Origin of the sequence: Corynebacterium appendicis CIP 107643, assembly GCF_030408415.1 — a bacterium.
Lineage (GTDB): Bacteria > Actinomycetota > Actinomycetes > Mycobacteriales > Mycobacteriaceae > Corynebacterium > Corynebacterium appendicis.
Genome location: NZ_CP046976.1, coordinates 739,503 through 753,466, shown reverse-complemented (window position 1 = coordinate 753,466; position 13,964 = coordinate 739,503). Strand labels below are relative to the sequence as shown.

Annotated in this window: 10 protein-coding genes and 1 tRNA gene; 4 read left to right on the top strand and 7 right to left on the bottom strand. The window is 62.7% G+C overall.

Going from position 1 to position 13,964, the window contains the following annotated elements; translation table 11 throughout:
- The first annotated feature begins 37 nt into the window (after nt 1–37).
- Nucleotides 38–1,024 carry a suppressor of fused domain protein gene (locus CAPP_RS03840; protein ID WP_076599343.1) on the top strand — a complete coding sequence of 329 codons (987 nt, stop codon included), beginning with the start codon at nt 38–40 and terminating at the stop codon, nt 1,022–1,024.
- A 9-nt stretch (nt 1,025–1,033) separates the two neighbouring features.
- Here the strand turns inward: CAPP_RS03840 and CAPP_RS03835 are convergent.
- Together CAPP_RS03835 and CAPP_RS03830 are read right to left on the bottom strand one after the other, a co-directional pair.
- Nucleotides 1,034–1,107: transfer RNA gene (locus tag CAPP_RS03835), tRNA-Leu, on the bottom strand.
- A 69-nt stretch (nt 1,108–1,176) separates the two neighbouring features.
- On the bottom strand, nt 1,177–2,514 hold the full coding sequence (locus CAPP_RS03830) for an NmrA family NAD(P)-binding protein (RefSeq protein WP_076599342.1): 1,338 nt from the start codon (nt 2,512–2,514) through the stop codon (nt 1,177–1,179).
- A gap of 61 nt (nt 2,515–2,575) precedes the next feature.
- On the opposite strand from CAPP_RS03830, the gene CAPP_RS03825 reads away from it, so the two are divergent.
- Nucleotides 2,576–3,214, top strand: coding sequence for a CPBP family intramembrane glutamic endopeptidase (locus CAPP_RS03825; RefSeq protein WP_076599341.1), 639 nt, complete (start codon nt 2,576–2,578; stop codon nt 3,212–3,214).
- Nucleotides 3,215–3,234: 20 nt separating this feature from the next.
- On the opposite strand, the gene CAPP_RS03820 is transcribed toward CAPP_RS03825, so the two are convergent.
- The 3 genes from CAPP_RS03820 to mfd form a co-directional block, all read right to left on the bottom strand.
- Nucleotides 3,235–4,350 (bottom strand): aromatic amino acid lyase, encoded by a 1,116-nt coding sequence (locus CAPP_RS03820; RefSeq protein WP_084560592.1) that lies wholly within the window; start codon nt 4,348–4,350, stop codon nt 3,235–3,237.
- The gene (locus CAPP_RS03815) at nt 4,334–5,254 is read right to left on the bottom strand and encodes a hypothetical protein (RefSeq protein WP_143313882.1); all 921 of its coding nucleotides are present in this window, start codon (nt 5,252–5,254) and stop codon (nt 4,334–4,336) included. The genes CAPP_RS03820 and CAPP_RS03815 overlap by 17 nt, the downstream gene beginning before the upstream one ends.
- A gap of 322 nt (nt 5,255–5,576) precedes the next feature.
- Nucleotides 5,577–9,221, bottom strand: coding sequence for a transcription-repair coupling factor (gene mfd / locus CAPP_RS03810; RefSeq protein WP_234958858.1), 3,645 nt, complete (start codon nt 9,219–9,221; stop codon nt 5,577–5,579).
- 202 nt (nt 9,222–9,423) lie between these two features.
- Between mfd and CAPP_RS03805 the strand changes: the two genes are divergently transcribed.
- Entirely contained in the window at nt 9,424–10,635 is a 1,212-nt protein-coding gene (locus CAPP_RS03805; protein WP_076599338.1) for a hypothetical protein, read from the top strand.
- A 265-nt stretch (nt 10,636–10,900) separates the two neighbouring features.
- Here the strand turns inward: CAPP_RS03805 and CAPP_RS03800 are convergent, their stop codons facing one another.
- Both CAPP_RS03800 and CAPP_RS03795 read right to left on the bottom strand, forming a co-directional pair.
- Nucleotides 10,901–12,358, bottom strand: coding sequence for a multicopper oxidase family protein (locus CAPP_RS03800; protein ID WP_076599337.1), 1,458 nt, complete (start codon nt 12,356–12,358; stop codon nt 10,901–10,903).
- Nucleotides 12,359–12,448: 90 nt separating this feature from the next.
- Nucleotides 12,449–12,625 (bottom strand): hypothetical protein, encoded by a 177-nt coding sequence (locus CAPP_RS03795; RefSeq protein ID WP_159437737.1) that lies wholly within the window; start codon nt 12,623–12,625, stop codon nt 12,449–12,451.
- Nucleotides 12,626–12,683: 58 nt separating this feature from the next.
- On the opposite strand from CAPP_RS03795, the gene CAPP_RS03790 reads away from it, so the two are divergent.
- Nucleotides 12,684–13,916: an MFS transporter gene (locus tag CAPP_RS03790; RefSeq protein WP_076599336.1), complete on the top strand. Its 1,233-nt coding sequence runs from the start codon at nt 12,684–12,686 to the stop codon at nt 13,914–13,916.
- Nucleotides 13,917–13,964 lie beyond the last annotated feature (48 nt).

The window sequence follows — 13,964 nt, the reverse complement described above, 5'->3', positions numbered from 1 at the left end:
TGTTTCGTTCCCGCGCTCGTCGAAATAGTATGAGGGCATGGGCATAAGGTGGGGTTTTCTCGGGCGCGCGGCGAAGCCGACGGGCGGCGACTACCTGCTCGAGCACCTCGAAGAATTCTCAGGCCACTCGCCGGTAGAAGTCCACGGGGAGTTGACGTTCACGGACGATATCGCGGTGCTCGTCTACCGCTTCGAGGAGCCGGTGCCTCATTATTTGTTCGTGACGTACGGGTTGTCGAGCACACGTTCGTCGGCGCCCGTCGCGGGGGTGCAGGACGAGATGACGCTGCGCACGCCGGCGGTGGGTGCGCCGGCACGGTGGGCCGTGGATAAGCTGCGGCGCATTGCGCGCTACCGACGCGCGTCGGGCAACCCGATCGAGCCGGGCCATTACATGGATCTACGCGCGCCGGTCGCGGAGGGTGCGTCGTTGTCTGGCTTCATCTTCGTCAACGAGCCGCTTGTTCCGCCGCTCAGCGCGCCGACGGGCCGGCTGAGTTTTATCGACGCGGTGCCCGTCACCGCGGACGAGCTCGATGCGGCCCTGCGCTGGGACCCGCTCAAATTCGCAGGTTTGCTCGGGGAGACGCTGCCACTCGGCCTCGGTCGGCTTGATCGCCCTTCATTGCTTAACGACGCCTCCTTCGCCCGACCCCTGACCTCCCTCACCGAGAGGGACGGTTCCTCCGTCGCGGCGGTGGCCTCGAGCTATTTCGCGGTCGACGAATCGGGGCGCATCGACCTGACCACCCACGCCGCCCCGCACCTGCTCCGCGCAATGACGTGGCGGCTGGGGTACGAACGCCCCTTCGCTGTCGTCGGCGATGACGCGTGGGCACGGTTCGTTCCCGCCGACTCCCCCGGCGTCGAATACGGCGACGATCCTGATCCCGGCCCGCACTTGTCGGTGAGCGTCGACCGGGCGCTGCGCCACGAATTCCTGGCGGTCCTCGACACCGCCCCCGGCGCGTACCGCCTCACGACAGCGCCACTGGCCGTCCATGTCATTGACCCCGCACGCTGAAAGAAATAGTGCCCCCACAGGGACTCGAACCCTGACTGAATCGATTTTAAGTCGACTGCCTCTGCCAATTGGGCTATAGGGGCGTAACGGTCAATGAGTGTACGGCACCGCCCACGGAACCCTGACAACGGTGTTCCATGGACGCGGTGCGGTCACCGCCGCGTGGGACGAACCATCAGGAATTGCGCCGCGATATAGGGCACGAGACCGAGCACGCGCAGCGGCTTTTCCTTGTACACCCGGCGTGCCAAGTCCAGCGACGAGAGTAGCCACGCTCCGCGGGTCCACTTATTGGGCCAGCGGCGGGCGATCCAGTTGAAGTCGAGATTGAGGGCGGTGGCGAAAGCAGTCTGGGAGGCGGGCGCGGAGAAGGGGCCGAAGCCGAGAGTGGCCTCGAGGGCCTGGGAATCGTCGCGCTCGTTGATGTCGGCGACTGTGGGGACCATCGTCACCGCCTGGGTGAGGTTGAGCGGCAACCACCATGCACGTCCGGGCGCCCACAGCGACCAGAGAGCGGCGATGACGTGGAACGTGGTGGCGACCTCACCGTAAGCGCCGGGTGCGGTATCCCGTGCGGCGACCCGTACAGCTTCGGCAAAACTCTGGTTGCCGCCGGCTGGCGTGCCCACGAGTTCTTCGAGGTCGCGTTCTTTCACCACGGTGTCGACGGAGACGCTTTCGAAGATGGGCAGGATCTCGTCGTCCGACAACGAGGTGAGAAAGGACAGCCCCGCAGAAGCCATGCGGCGCGTCATGATCGGCGCGGTGAAGTACGGACGACGGTGCAGGCCGACAGCCTGTGCGTAGCGCTCCATCATGTCCACATACGGCATGGTCTCGGGTCCGCCGACGTCGAAGGACCTGTTCACATCGGCCGGGAGGTCAGCCGCTTTGACCAGGTAGTGGACGATATCGCGTTCGCTGATCGGGGTGATTTCGTTTCGGATCCAGTCGGGTGCGATGAACGTGGGGGCACGCTCGGTGATGTGGCGCAGCAATTGGAAGGACAGGGACCCGCTGCCGATGACCACGCCGGCTTGCAGCGCGGCAGTCGGAACCCCGGACCCCATGAGCATCTCCCCTACCTTCACGCGCGAGGCGAGGTGCTCGGACACACCGGAAGAATCGGTCGGGTGCAGGCCGCCGAGGTACACGATGCGGCCGACACCCTGCTCGGCAGCGACCTCGCCAAACTGCCTGGCCATCTCGGCTTCGGCATCGGCGAATCCGGAGCCGCTGTCCATGGAGTGGAGCAGATACCAGGCGCAGTCCGCGCCCTTTAGCGCCCGCGCGACATCGCTCCTCTCAGTCGCGTCGCCTCCGACGATCTCTACCTCGTCTCCCCAAGAGCGCTTCCTTGCTTTGGCGGAGCTGCGGCAGAGGATGCGGACACGCCAGCCGTCGTCAAGCAATTGCTTCACGACGTTTCCCCCCACGTACCCTGTCGCCCCTGTCACGAGCGCTGTGCGTTTCTGCTGCCCATCTCGCATGGCCCCCACCCTATACTCGTGCGGGAATAATCGATCGCCGATTGCTCACCGGTGGGGGCACATGACTCAGACATCAACGACTTCTTCCTGGTGGTTCCTGCTGCCGTGCGTGGTGGGCGCGCTGGGGTTGTTCGCCGCGCGGCAGGCCGGCGATGGTTCCGTCGGCTTTTACGCCTTCACCGTGTTCACCGCCTGCGTCTACGCCGCGGGCTGGTGGTTCTGGGGCTCGCGCGACGCGTTTTCCGGGCCCAGTGTTGCGCCCCAAATTCTCCGCGGTGTCCTGCTCGGCGCGGCGCTGGCGGTGGTGTTCGTCGCCGGTGCCCTCGTGGTCGCGCGAATTCCGTTCCTGGCGGGACCCGTCGCGCAATTGCTGGACACCCCGGATCAAGGTGGCCTGGCGCCCACGCTCGCGGTGCTCGTGATCAACGGCATCGGCGAGGAGCTCATCTACCGCGACGCGGTGCCCAGACAACTTCGGGGACGGTTCACAGAGCTCGGTGTGGGGGTCGTGTCCACGCTGATCTACTGCGCTGTCACCGTCGCGATGGGCGTGCCGTTGCTCGTTTTCGCGGCGGGCGTGCTCGGCGCGGTGTGCTTCTACGAGGCTTCACGGAGCGGACGTCTCTACTCCCCCATCGCCGTGCACCTGACGTGGAGCACGACAATGTTGTTGGTCATGCCACTATTCCTATCCGGTTAAGGATTCTCGAGTCGTTGCCCTCAATTTTCCAAGAGCTTAAGGATAGATGTCAAAAAGCCGATCTGGTGGGAAAGAAGACCCAAAAAACGCTTCAACTTAAGGGCACGAATTAAAGAACTGTCGGAAACGTCTTCTATGTCACGCGACTCAGCTTGCGCGTAGCTCGCATTGCCCGAAGATGCCACAATTGTGTCGTGGTAGGCTTTGGAAATTTTGGGAAATTGAACCGAAAGTGGTTTCGCCTCGTCCGCGAGAGTGGCCTCAGCTAAATGATCTAACCATCGAGTAGCACCAACTAGGTACGACGAAACCACCTTGCAGGTCTCTGTAGTCTCATTCAAAGACAACGAGAGCTGAAAGTCGAGAAAGCTTGAATTACTAACCGGCTTCGCGGTTCCTCTCTCAAACTCGAACAACGGGTTTCCACTGTTAGCGTTAAGGCTGTGTTCTAAAGCTATCTGAAGATTCTTTTCCGCCCTGTCGATCACGATTCGAAGAGGTTGGAGGTCTCTCAAGGAGACCGGCAATTGAACTGTCGAATCTCCTTGAACGGCAAGAGCGGTTTCCCTAGCCGCGTTGAGCGTCTCCCAAGCTTCTTCGAATAGATCACGCATTTCAGAGTTAGTATGAAGAGCGACTCCAGCACCAAAATACGAGCCATTCATTAGGCACATTAGATCCCCTGCGCGTAGATCTGGTTCACTTTCGAAAAGCGATTTTGCCAACCATGCGCCAGGTACGACATCTCCACAGCCGTACGAGGCCTCCAAATCAATTTCCACGTTAGTCGGGGGGGTCTGAAAGGTTTCTATCAAGAGATCGAAAGTTTCAGGCGAAATCCCAGATCCGCCATTCGACAGTTGGCAGAGCTTGACTGCAAGAATGGATCTGAATAGATCCTGAGTTATTGGGCTTGGTCTTCCGACCGTATGTCCTTCGAGAAGTAGTGCGCTGGGACTCGTTGCGAAGGCGTCTAAATGTCCAAAGAGCGTTGTGAAACCATAGGCGACTCCTCCTGTTTCGAGATACCGATCAACCTGTTCCCTCTGTTGTTCAATAACTTCCCGTTTTTCAGTCAAGCGTGTGCCCAAATGACCGGAAAGTACCCACTGTGATACATCAGAAACGCGAAACATCGTTTGTACCCTTCCAAGTACGCCTACTCCACGATGAAAAACCTAAGAGGGAAAAAACCAGCAACAGTGTGATTAAGGCCGAGACCATGACGATTGACGATGCCCCTGTCTCGAGAAAGAATCGCATTATCCAGCCTTCAGGGCGCGCACCGTCCTGGGTTTCGGAGTAAGCAGTCTGGATAAAATCAAGGCAGAGGGAAATCAGCGTCGTGCCTGCGAGGACGAAAAGTATCCAGTCCATCCTCCTACTTTGCTCACGCTGGAGTAGCTCTGAACGACCACCGGCAATATGCTCCAGTCGTTCGAGCCTTCTGTCTACGCCCCGCAGAACTTCGCCGAAGTTCCAGGACTCCAAAATCGCGTCCACCACAGCTCTAAAATCGGGTCGATCCTCAATTCTAGTCCGTTCTCTCATAAACGAAACCATAGCGAGCTCATAATGAAGAGAAATCACGCCATGCAGAAGGTCACTCTTAATGGCGGTGGTGGAATGCAGCAGAGCCAGGTACGAGATTGAGGCGCTCTCGACATCAGCGAGGAAACACCAGATGTACTGTGCATGGAGAATTGGGTGCATTATCTTAGCCTGGCCAGAACCGGAAGAGTTCTCATAGAGGTTGTTCCCCCATGCACCGTGGAATGTGCTTCCATCAACCAGTTCGGCAATCTGACGACGGTCATCCTGGAACCACATATGCGGACAAGACTCTTCTTCTTCTAAAAGGAGAGTCCTATTCACCCATCGAACGCTTCTCTCGCCCAGGTACATGGTGCTCACCAGATTGAAAAAATCCGTCGTCTCTTCTTCGAAGTGAGCAATATTTGCAGGCGATAATTTGCTTGGGGAAGTGACTTTCAGCCACCCTACGAGAAATGCCATCCCGTAGTGGTCGTAGCGATCCACTCTCTTGACTTCGAAAGAACTAAATTTACTTCCCAGAGTCCTAACCACACGCTGCGAGACCACAACCGAAGCGCGAGACGCAAACGTTAAATTGGAATTTTCTTGGTTCCTACTCACAAATCCGGTAGTGGAGTTCACTCCGAAGAGAATATTTCGATTCTCCACTGAGTAGAGCTCATTTTCTCGAACAGGCGCTACGCACAGCACATACATGTCCGAGAGATTACAGGCGCTGCATTATTTTTAACTGAAGAACCGTCCTTTTGCCCCCGTAGCTTGTAAATGAAACTACGGGCAGAGACGTTGCCCACACCGTGGACAACTACTCGCTGACGGAAAAGACGCGCTTTTTCGCAGGCTTATCTGCGCCCGCTCCCCGCACGTCGATCTCCTCCACGTCGAACATCCCGCTCAAGAAATCCGCGATCCACTGCAGCAGCTCCTCATCACGCAGGTTGGGCGCGTTGAGTGCCTTCTTGGCTCCGCCTTCGCGCGGGAACGGCACCTGGACGGCCTTGGCGGCGGCGCGGTAATTGGATCCCGGGTGGAGGCGCTTGAGGCGCACCTGCTTGGAGTCGGGCATGTCCACCGGGTGGAATTTGAGGCGGGTGCCCTGCATGGTGATGTCGGCGACGCCGGCGCGGCGCGCCTGGTGGCGCAGGCGTGCGACGGCGAACAGGCGCTGGACCTCCTCGGGCATCTCGCCGAAGCGGTCGACGAGCTCGTCGGAGACGTGGGCGAGTTCGGCGTCGTCGCGGGCGGCGGCGAGCTTCCGGTAGCTCTCCAGGCGGAGGCGCTCGGAGTTGATGTAGGACTCGGGGATGTGGGCGTCGACGGGCAGGTCAATGCGGATCTCCTTCGGGCCTTGGTCGGTGGCGTCGACGACCTCGCCGGACATGAGCGCCTTGTAGGTCTCCACCGCCTCACCGACGAGGCGGACATACATGTCGAATCCGACGCCCGCGATGTGGCCGGACTGCTCCGCACCGAGGACGTTGCCTGCGCCGCGCATCTCCAGGTCCCTCTGCGCGACGGCAATACCAGCGCCGAGATCGTTGTTCTGGGCGATGGTGGCCAGACGGTCGTAGGAAGTCTCGGTGAGCACCTTGTCCTTCGGGTACAGGAAGTAGGCGTAGCCGCGCTCGCGGGAACGGCCGACGCGTCCACGCAGCTGGTGGAGCTGGCTCAAGCCCATGTTCTGGGCGTTCTCGACGATCAGGGTGTTGGCGTTGGCGATGTCCAGGCCAGTCTCCACGATGGTGGTGCACACAAGCACGTCGAAATCGCGGTTCCAGAAGCCCTGCACCGTCTGCTCGAGCAGCTGCTCCCCCATCTGGCCGTGGGCGACGACGATGCGCGCCTCAGGGACGAGGGTGCGCAGGTGGCGGGCAGTCTTCTCAATGTCGGAGACTTTGTTGTGGATGTAGAAGACTTGTCCGTCGCGAAGCAGCTCACGGCGGATTGAGGCGGCGACCTGCTTGTCTTCCTGCGGCCCCACGTAGGTGAGCACCGGGTGGCGGTCCTCCGGCGGGGTCGTGATCGAGGTCATCTCGCGGATGCCGGTCAGGGACATTTCGAGAGTGCGCGGGATCGGGGTGGCGGTCATGGTGAGCACATCGACGTGCGATTTGAGCGCCTTGATGTGCTCCTTGTGCTCGACACCGAAGCGCTGCTCCTCGTCGACGACGATGAGGCCCAGGTTCTTCCACTGCACGCCGGTCTGCAGGAGGCGGTGGGTGCCGACGACGATGTCGACGGAGCCGTCGGCAAGCCCAGCCATGATCTTCTTCGCGTCGACGGCGCTGGTGAAGCGGCTCAATTCGCGGATCTCGACACCGAAGCCGTCCATGCGCTGGGTGAACGTGGAGAAGTGCTGCTGCGCGAGCAGCGTGGTGGGCACGAGAACGGCGACCTGTTTGCCGTCCTGGACAGCCTTGAACGCGGCGCGCACGGCGACCTCGGTCTTGCCGAAGCCGACATCGCCGACGATCACTCGGTCCATCGGCGTTGGCTTTTCCATGTCGGTCTTGACTGCCTCGATGGCGGCCATCTGGTCTTCTGTCTCGACGAAGGGGAAATTGTCCTCCATTTCGATCTGCCACGGCGAGTCCTCCGCGAAGGCGTGGCCAGGGGCGGACGCGCGCTTGGCGTAGAGCTGCACGAGCTCGCCGGCGATCTCGCGGACCGCTGCGCGCGCCTTCTTCTTGGTGTTCTTCCAGTCGGAGCCGCCCATCTTGGACAGGCTCGGCTGCTCGCCGCCGGAGTATTTGCTGAGCAGGTCGAGCGATTCCATGGGCACCCACAGCTGGTCGGCGGGCTGGCCGCGCTTGGCCGGCTGGTATTCGAGGACGATGTACTCGCGGCGCGAGGAATCGTCGCCGGTGCCGATGGTGCGCTCGGCCATCTTCACGAAACGGCCGATGCCGTGGGTGTCGTGCACGACGTAGTCGCCGGGCTTCAATGCCAGCGGGTCGACGCGGTTGCGGCGGCGCGGAGCGCGGCGCTTGGCGCCGGCGATATCGCCCACGCGGTTGCCGGTCACGTCGGTCTCGGTGAATACGACGAGGCCGGGTCCGGGAAATGTCAGGCCGGCGTGCGACAGCGCCTGGTAGAGAGTGACCTGGCCATCCACGGGCTCGAGACCCGGGGTAGCCACGCGCGCGGAGATGCCGTTCTCGCGCAGGCGCTCCGCCATGCGGTCGACGGTGCCCTTGGCAGGCGCGGCGAAGGCGGCGCGGCCGCCGTTCTGCAAATGCATTTTCACCTGTCCGTACAGCGCCTCGATTTGCTTCGGGTCGCCCTTCGGCGCGGGCGCAGGCTCGAATTCGAGCGGCAGAGTCGCCGAATCGTCTTCCTCCGCGGCGAACATGCCGGGCGGTGCGAACGTCCACCAGGCGTTGCCCGCCTCGCGCGCGGACACCTCGAGGGACTCGAAGGAGCGGTACGAGCTCGCGGACACATCCAGGCCCTCGGCGGCGACGGGACCGTCGGCACCCATTGCCGCGGCTTCCCAGCCGGCCTCGAGAAATTCGTGATCGGTGGCCTGCAGGTCGGAAATGCGGGTGCGGACCTTCTCCGGCGAGGTCACCAAAACCACGGAGCCAGCCGGCATCAGCTCCGGCAGCACGGAATAGGACGATTTCGTCAGCGCCGGAACGAGCGCCTCCATGCCATCGGCGTAGGAGCCGTCGGAAATCCGGGTGAGCAGCTCCACCAGAGTCCGGTTGCCGGGGTGAACCTCGGCAAGGGAGGCGGCGGCGGACTGGACGGCGTCGTCGATAAGCAATTGGCGCGCGGGATGAAGCTCGACGCGCGCGATGTCGTCGATCGTGCGCTGGTCGGCGACGGCGAATGTGCGCAGGTCCGTGACCTCGTCGCCCCAGAATTCGATGCGGACGGGGTGCTCGGCCGTGGTCGGGAACACGTCGATGATGCCGCCGCGCGTGGCGAATTCTCCGCGGCCGGACACCATGTCCACGTGGTCGTACGCGAAGCTCGCAAGCGAAGCGGTGAGCTCCTCGAAGTCGTACTCCTCGCCGTGCTCGATCACGACCGGTTCGACCGCGGGCAGCACCGGCTGGCACGTTGCGCGCGCGGATGCGACCACCACGGACATGCCCGCGAGATCGTGCAGCACCTTGTTGCGGCGGCCCACGATGTCCGCGGCGGGCGACAGGCGCTCGTGCGGCAGCGTCTCGTACGCCGGCATGAGCGCGACTTTCTCGGCGCCGAGGAGCGCGCCGAGCTCCGCCGCAAGGTCCTCCGCCTCGTGCCCTGTCGCCGTGACGAGCAGCACGGGGGTCTCGCGCGCGATCGTCGCCGTCGCCCACAGTCGCACCTGGTCGATACCTGTGACATGCAGCGACGGCTCCCCCACCCTTTTGCGCAGACCCTTCAACTTCGGGTCGGTCATGGCCTGGGTGAGCACCCCGGCAAGCATCGGAACATTCTGCGGCTGGTCAGCCATCGAACCCCCTGGGTAAAGCGTAGTCCGGGCGATAAAAAAGCTTCCCCACCAGGACTCGAACCTAGAATGACGGTACCAAAAACCGTAGTGTTGCCAATTACACCATGGGGAAAGACGGTCCACAGCTTACCGCATGGCCCGCGCGAATCGAATTCCCCTCTGTCTCCATGTTCGCAACGTGTGTGCCAGCTACGCTGAACCTGTGACGAAGACGAATAAGATTCTCCTCGCAGTTCTGGTCGTGCTGCTTCTCGTCCTCGCGGCGATCGGCGGCACGATCGCCGTGCGCAGTGGCCTGTTCGGCTCCAGCAACGACATCGCCCAGCCGTACAACGAGACGCGCTACAGCGGCACCATCGATCAAGCAGAAGGGCTTATCGACGCCGCCGACCCCGTCCCCGTCGTCCTCGTCGTTCGTTTCCACGACGGCGGCGAGACCGGCGAACTGACCTCCCCCACCTTGAAGCGCCACTCCATCCTGACACGGACCGACGAGTACACCTACCGTGAGGACATCGTTCACGGCGAGGACGTCGACGCTGGCGACAGCGGCGTCGAGTGGACCTTCGAACCTGGCGAGAACGACGCCATGGACGTCTCCTACACCACCTCCGACGGTGCTACAGCCTCCGCCGAACTCCCCCAAACCGACCCGGAGGAGACCTCCGGCGAGGTCGGCATCAACCCCGAAGTCGCCGGCGCCGAACCCGACGGGATCGAATTTTCCGGGTACTCCGCGCGCAGCACCGGGCCCATCGAGTTGGTCCACGCCGACGACCCGTCGAAGAATATCTCCGACGAGGTCATCTTCCGTATCTCCTCCGATGGAGAGACCCACACCGTGACCTACCCCGGACGTGGCTGCTACGGCACTATCGATAGCACTGACCCCAACAACCGTGTCGAAAACATCACCGTCGGCGATTGTGAAAGCGGCGGAACCTGGCACTTCATCTCAGGCGATATGGGTGGCGGCACCGCCGAATACACATCCGCCGACGGAAAACTCACCGGCTCTTTGGACTTCCGCCACAGCGAATGGGGCACCATTGACGGCGAAATCGGCATCGCACGCTCCGGCCCCGTCCTGGACTTCTACCGCGACTTCACCGGCGGCGACGCCGACACTGCGGCCGAGGCGAAAGGCTCGTGCGACCCGTCTGAATTCGCGGCGTTAGTGGATGACTGGGAGGAAAACACCACAACAGTCATCTACTGCGACGGAACATGGGCCTCGGCGGGGTTGACCGGCTCGGACTATGTCGGAGACTTCCACTTTGTCGACGGGGAATGGGAAGTACTCCAAAGGGACGAAAGAACCAAGGAGACCCGCCACCAGTGCCACGATCCGGATAAGCTCCGGGAAATGGGCGCGCCCGAAGAATTCACCGACAATCTGATCATTTGCGAGTAGCCATGACGAACCGCAACAAGACCCCCTGGCCATCCTGATCGTCCCGCTTCTCGTCCTGGGCACTATGGTGGCGCCCGCTGTGTTCGCCGCGCGCGGCCATGATTCGGACGCCGCTTCCGAGGCGAAGAAAGAGACGGCCGCGACCAAGCAAGAGCAGGATCCGGCGACCCGTCCGCCGTCACGAACGAGTTCATTGACAACTACGAAGGCCAGATCCAGTGGCCGCCCGGCCGCGGCGGGGGGTTGAACGAAATCGGGATCACCTTCACGCACGATCGCCGAGCGCCGGCTGCTTACCGGGGTCGACGATGACGTACTGCCCCATCATGCCCTGGTCCTCGTGGTAGAGCATGTGGCAGTGGTACATGTACGCCAGCGTCGGGTCCGGGTAGTGCCCGAATTCGACGAGCAGGGTCACAGTCGACATTGGCGGGATATAGATCGTGTCGTGCCAGCCGGCGGTGAACGCCACGTCGCCGCCGTCGACGGATTCGACCATGAACCGCGCATTGTGGATGTGGAAGTTGTGCGGCCAGTCGGCGTTCTCGTTGGACACCCGCCAGATCTCCGGGCCGTCGTGGTCGATGACCACATCGACGCGCTCCATGTCCATTGTCTGGCCGTTGATCTCGAATCCGTTCAGTGCGAACTCGCGCTCGGGCGCGCCAGAAGCATCAGGCTTATCGACGTCCACCAGCGCCCCCGGCACCTCCCCCACCTCCGGGGCGTTCTCGTCGGGCCCGGTGATCTTGAGCAGGTCGAAGGTGTCGCGGAGACCGAATCCGTTGGCAGTGTCCTCCTTGGGCAGGCCGCCGCCATCGGGGACACCATCGCTGCGCAGCATGAGCTCCTCGCCGGGCTCGAGGTCGACGAGGATCTCGGCCCGCTCGCCGGGGCTGAGCAGGATCGCGTCCGTCTCGACGGGTTCGCCGAGCAGGCCCTGGTCGGTGGCGATGACGTGGAAGGGCTTGCCCACGACCAATTGGTGGAAGCGCATGGTGGCGCCGTTGACCAAGCGCAGGCGCACCCGGCGCGTGGTCGCGGTGAACTGCGGTTTGGTGATGCCGTTGATCACCGGCGTGTCCCCCAGCAGCCCGTAGTCGGGGTCCAAGGTCTCGTCGAGCCTGCCGCCGGCGTGGAATTTCGCGTCGGTGATGATCACGGGGATGTCGTCGACACCGTACTCGTGCGGCAGGTCGAGTGCGTCGGATTCCTCGTCGGCGACGATAAGCCCGCCGGCGAGACCGCGGTAGGCGTGCAGGCCGGAGACATTGTGCGGGTGCGGGTGGTACCAGCACGTCGCTGCCGGCTGGTCCACATCCCAGGACGGCTCCCAGGTTTCGCCGGGGTCGAACATGAGCGCTGGGCCGCCGTCGGCGGCCGCAGGCAGGTGGAGGCCGTGCCAGTGGACCACGGTGGGCTCGGTGACGTCGTTACGCACTGTCATCTCGATGTGCTCGCCGCGGCGCATGTACAGCGTCGGGCCGAGCCATGCGCCGTTGAAGCCCCATGTGTCGGTCATTGTCCCCGGGAGAATCTCCGCCTGGCCGGTCTGCGCGGTCAGCTCGAAAGTACGTGTGTTCCCCTCAAGTTCGCCTTCGAAGAGCTCGGGAACGGGCAGGTCGCGGTAATCTTCCCTCGCACCCTCGGGAGCCGCCTGTCGGAAACGGACCCCGCCCGGACCCGCGCACGCGGTAGCTGTCGCCGCGGTGGCGAGGAGCATGCCTTTGAAGAAGGTCCGTCGCCCAAATTCCCGTTGCACTGTGTGTTCTCCGTTTCTACTTTTCGGAACTCAAATTCAGCTGCTGCCCCATCATTCCGTGGTCCCGTGGTTGAGCATGTGGCAGTGGTACATGTACGCCAAGGTCAGCAGGATCTCATACTCGTCTTCCTGCGCGGTGAGCTCGAAGCGGCGGACATCGCCGTCGAGCGTTCCTTCGTACAGCGGCTGGATCGGCAACGGTCGTGTCGAACCTGTCGCGCCGGTCATTGAGCGTTCACTGCCTCTCAGTTCGCTGGTGTACAGATTCGACCCTACTATCCGAGTTATGTCTTCCCCCATGCCGCATGAAGAGCACAACGCGCGCCGTTTCATCTGGTCGAATGGCCTGCAAAACATCGGTGACCAGGTGGTCGCCCCGAAAACTGTGCTGCCGTGGCTGTTCACCGCCGCGGGCGTTCCCGCTGGCTTCACGTCGTTTCTGGTACCGATCCGCGAATCCGGCTCCATGCTCCCCCAATTCGCCCTGAGCCCGTGGGTGACCTCGGCAGCCTCCCGCAAGCGGGTGTGGCTGATCGGCTCTTGGGGGCAGTTCATCGCCGCCGCGCTCATCGCTGTGGCGGCGATGTTCCTGAATGGCGCGGCGCTCGGCATCGCTGTTCTGGTGCTGCTCGGCATCCAGGCGTGCTTCCGCGCCATCTGCTCGATCGCGGGCAAGGACGTGCAAGGACGCACCATCTCCAAGGGGCACCGCGGCGACATCACCGGCCGCGCGACAGCTCTCGGCGGCGGGTTCACCCTGGCGGTCGGTTTGGCGCTGACCTTCCTGCCGAATGACCTGCCGCGCTGGATCCTCGTGCTGCTGCTCGGCGTTGGCGCGTCGACGTGGGCATTCGCCTCGCTGGTCTTCTCCGGCATCAAGGAACCGGAATCTGAAACAGACGATAACGCCGCCACCCACGGCTTCAAAGAGATGTGGTCGCTGGTCACGGGCGACAAGGACCTGCAGAAATTCCTGGTGGTGCGCTCGCTGATGCTGGTCACCGCACTGTCAACGCCGTTCATTGTGGTGCTCGGCCAGGAGCAGGGCTCCGACCTGACGGGGCTCGGCGCCTTCATCATCGCCTCCGGCGGTGCGGCGCTGCTCGGCGGCCGCGTGTCCGGCAAGTGGTCCGACAAATCCTCCAAGGCGGCAATGGGCTGGGCGGCTGGCGCGGCCTCGACGGTGCTGATCCTGCTCGTGCTCAGCGCACGGTTTCTTTCCGCCGATGTCAATGCCTGGGTCATGCCGGCGGGCTTCTTCCTGGTCAACCTCGCGCACACGACAGTGCGCGTGAGCCGCAAGACCTACCTAGTGGACATGGCCACCGGCGATAACCGCACCCTGATCACCGGTGTGTCCAACACCGTCATGGGTGTCATGCTCCTCGTGGTGGGCGCTGTGTCCTCGGTCGTCGCCGCCTTCGGCACACAGGCGGCGCTGATCTTCCTCGCGGTCATCGGCTATATCGGTGTCATCGGGGCGTGGAATCTCCGAGATGTCTCTGCCGGGGCCGAATAAGGCGTTAAGCTGGTCCACGGAAAAATCCCGGAATCTTTAAGGAGAACC

What these genes read in the sequence shown, in the direction of transcription:
- CAPP_RS03840 (WP_076599343.1), top strand. Translation starts at nt 38, where the DNA reads ATGGGCATAAGGTGGGGTTTTCTCGGGCGCGCGGCGAAGCCGACGGGC.
- CAPP_RS03830 (WP_076599342.1), bottom strand. Translation starts at nt 2,514, where the DNA reads ATGCGAGATGGGCAGCAGAAACGCACAGCGCTCGTGACAGGGGCGACA.
- CAPP_RS03825 (WP_076599341.1), top strand. Translation starts at nt 2,576, where the DNA reads ATGACTCAGACATCAACGACTTCTTCCTGGTGGTTCCTGCTGCCGTGC.
- CAPP_RS03820 (WP_084560592.1), bottom strand. Translation starts at nt 4,350, where the DNA reads ATGTTTCGCGTTTCTGATGTATCACAGTGGGTACTTTCCGGTCATTTG.
- mfd (WP_234958858.1), bottom strand. Translation starts at nt 9,221, where the DNA reads ATGGCTGACCAGCCGCAGAATGTTCCGATGCTTGCCGGGGTGCTCACC.
- CAPP_RS03800 (WP_076599337.1), bottom strand. Translation starts at nt 12,358, where the DNA reads ATGCTCCTCGCCACCGCGGCGACAGCTACCGCGTGCGCGGGTCCGGGC.
- CAPP_RS03795 (WP_159437737.1), bottom strand. Translation starts at nt 12,625, where the DNA reads ATGACCGGCGCGACAGGTTCGACACGACCGTTGCCGATCCAGCCGCTG.
- CAPP_RS03790 (WP_076599336.1), top strand. Translation starts at nt 12,684, where the DNA reads ATGTCTTCCCCCATGCCGCATGAAGAGCACAACGCGCGCCGTTTCATC.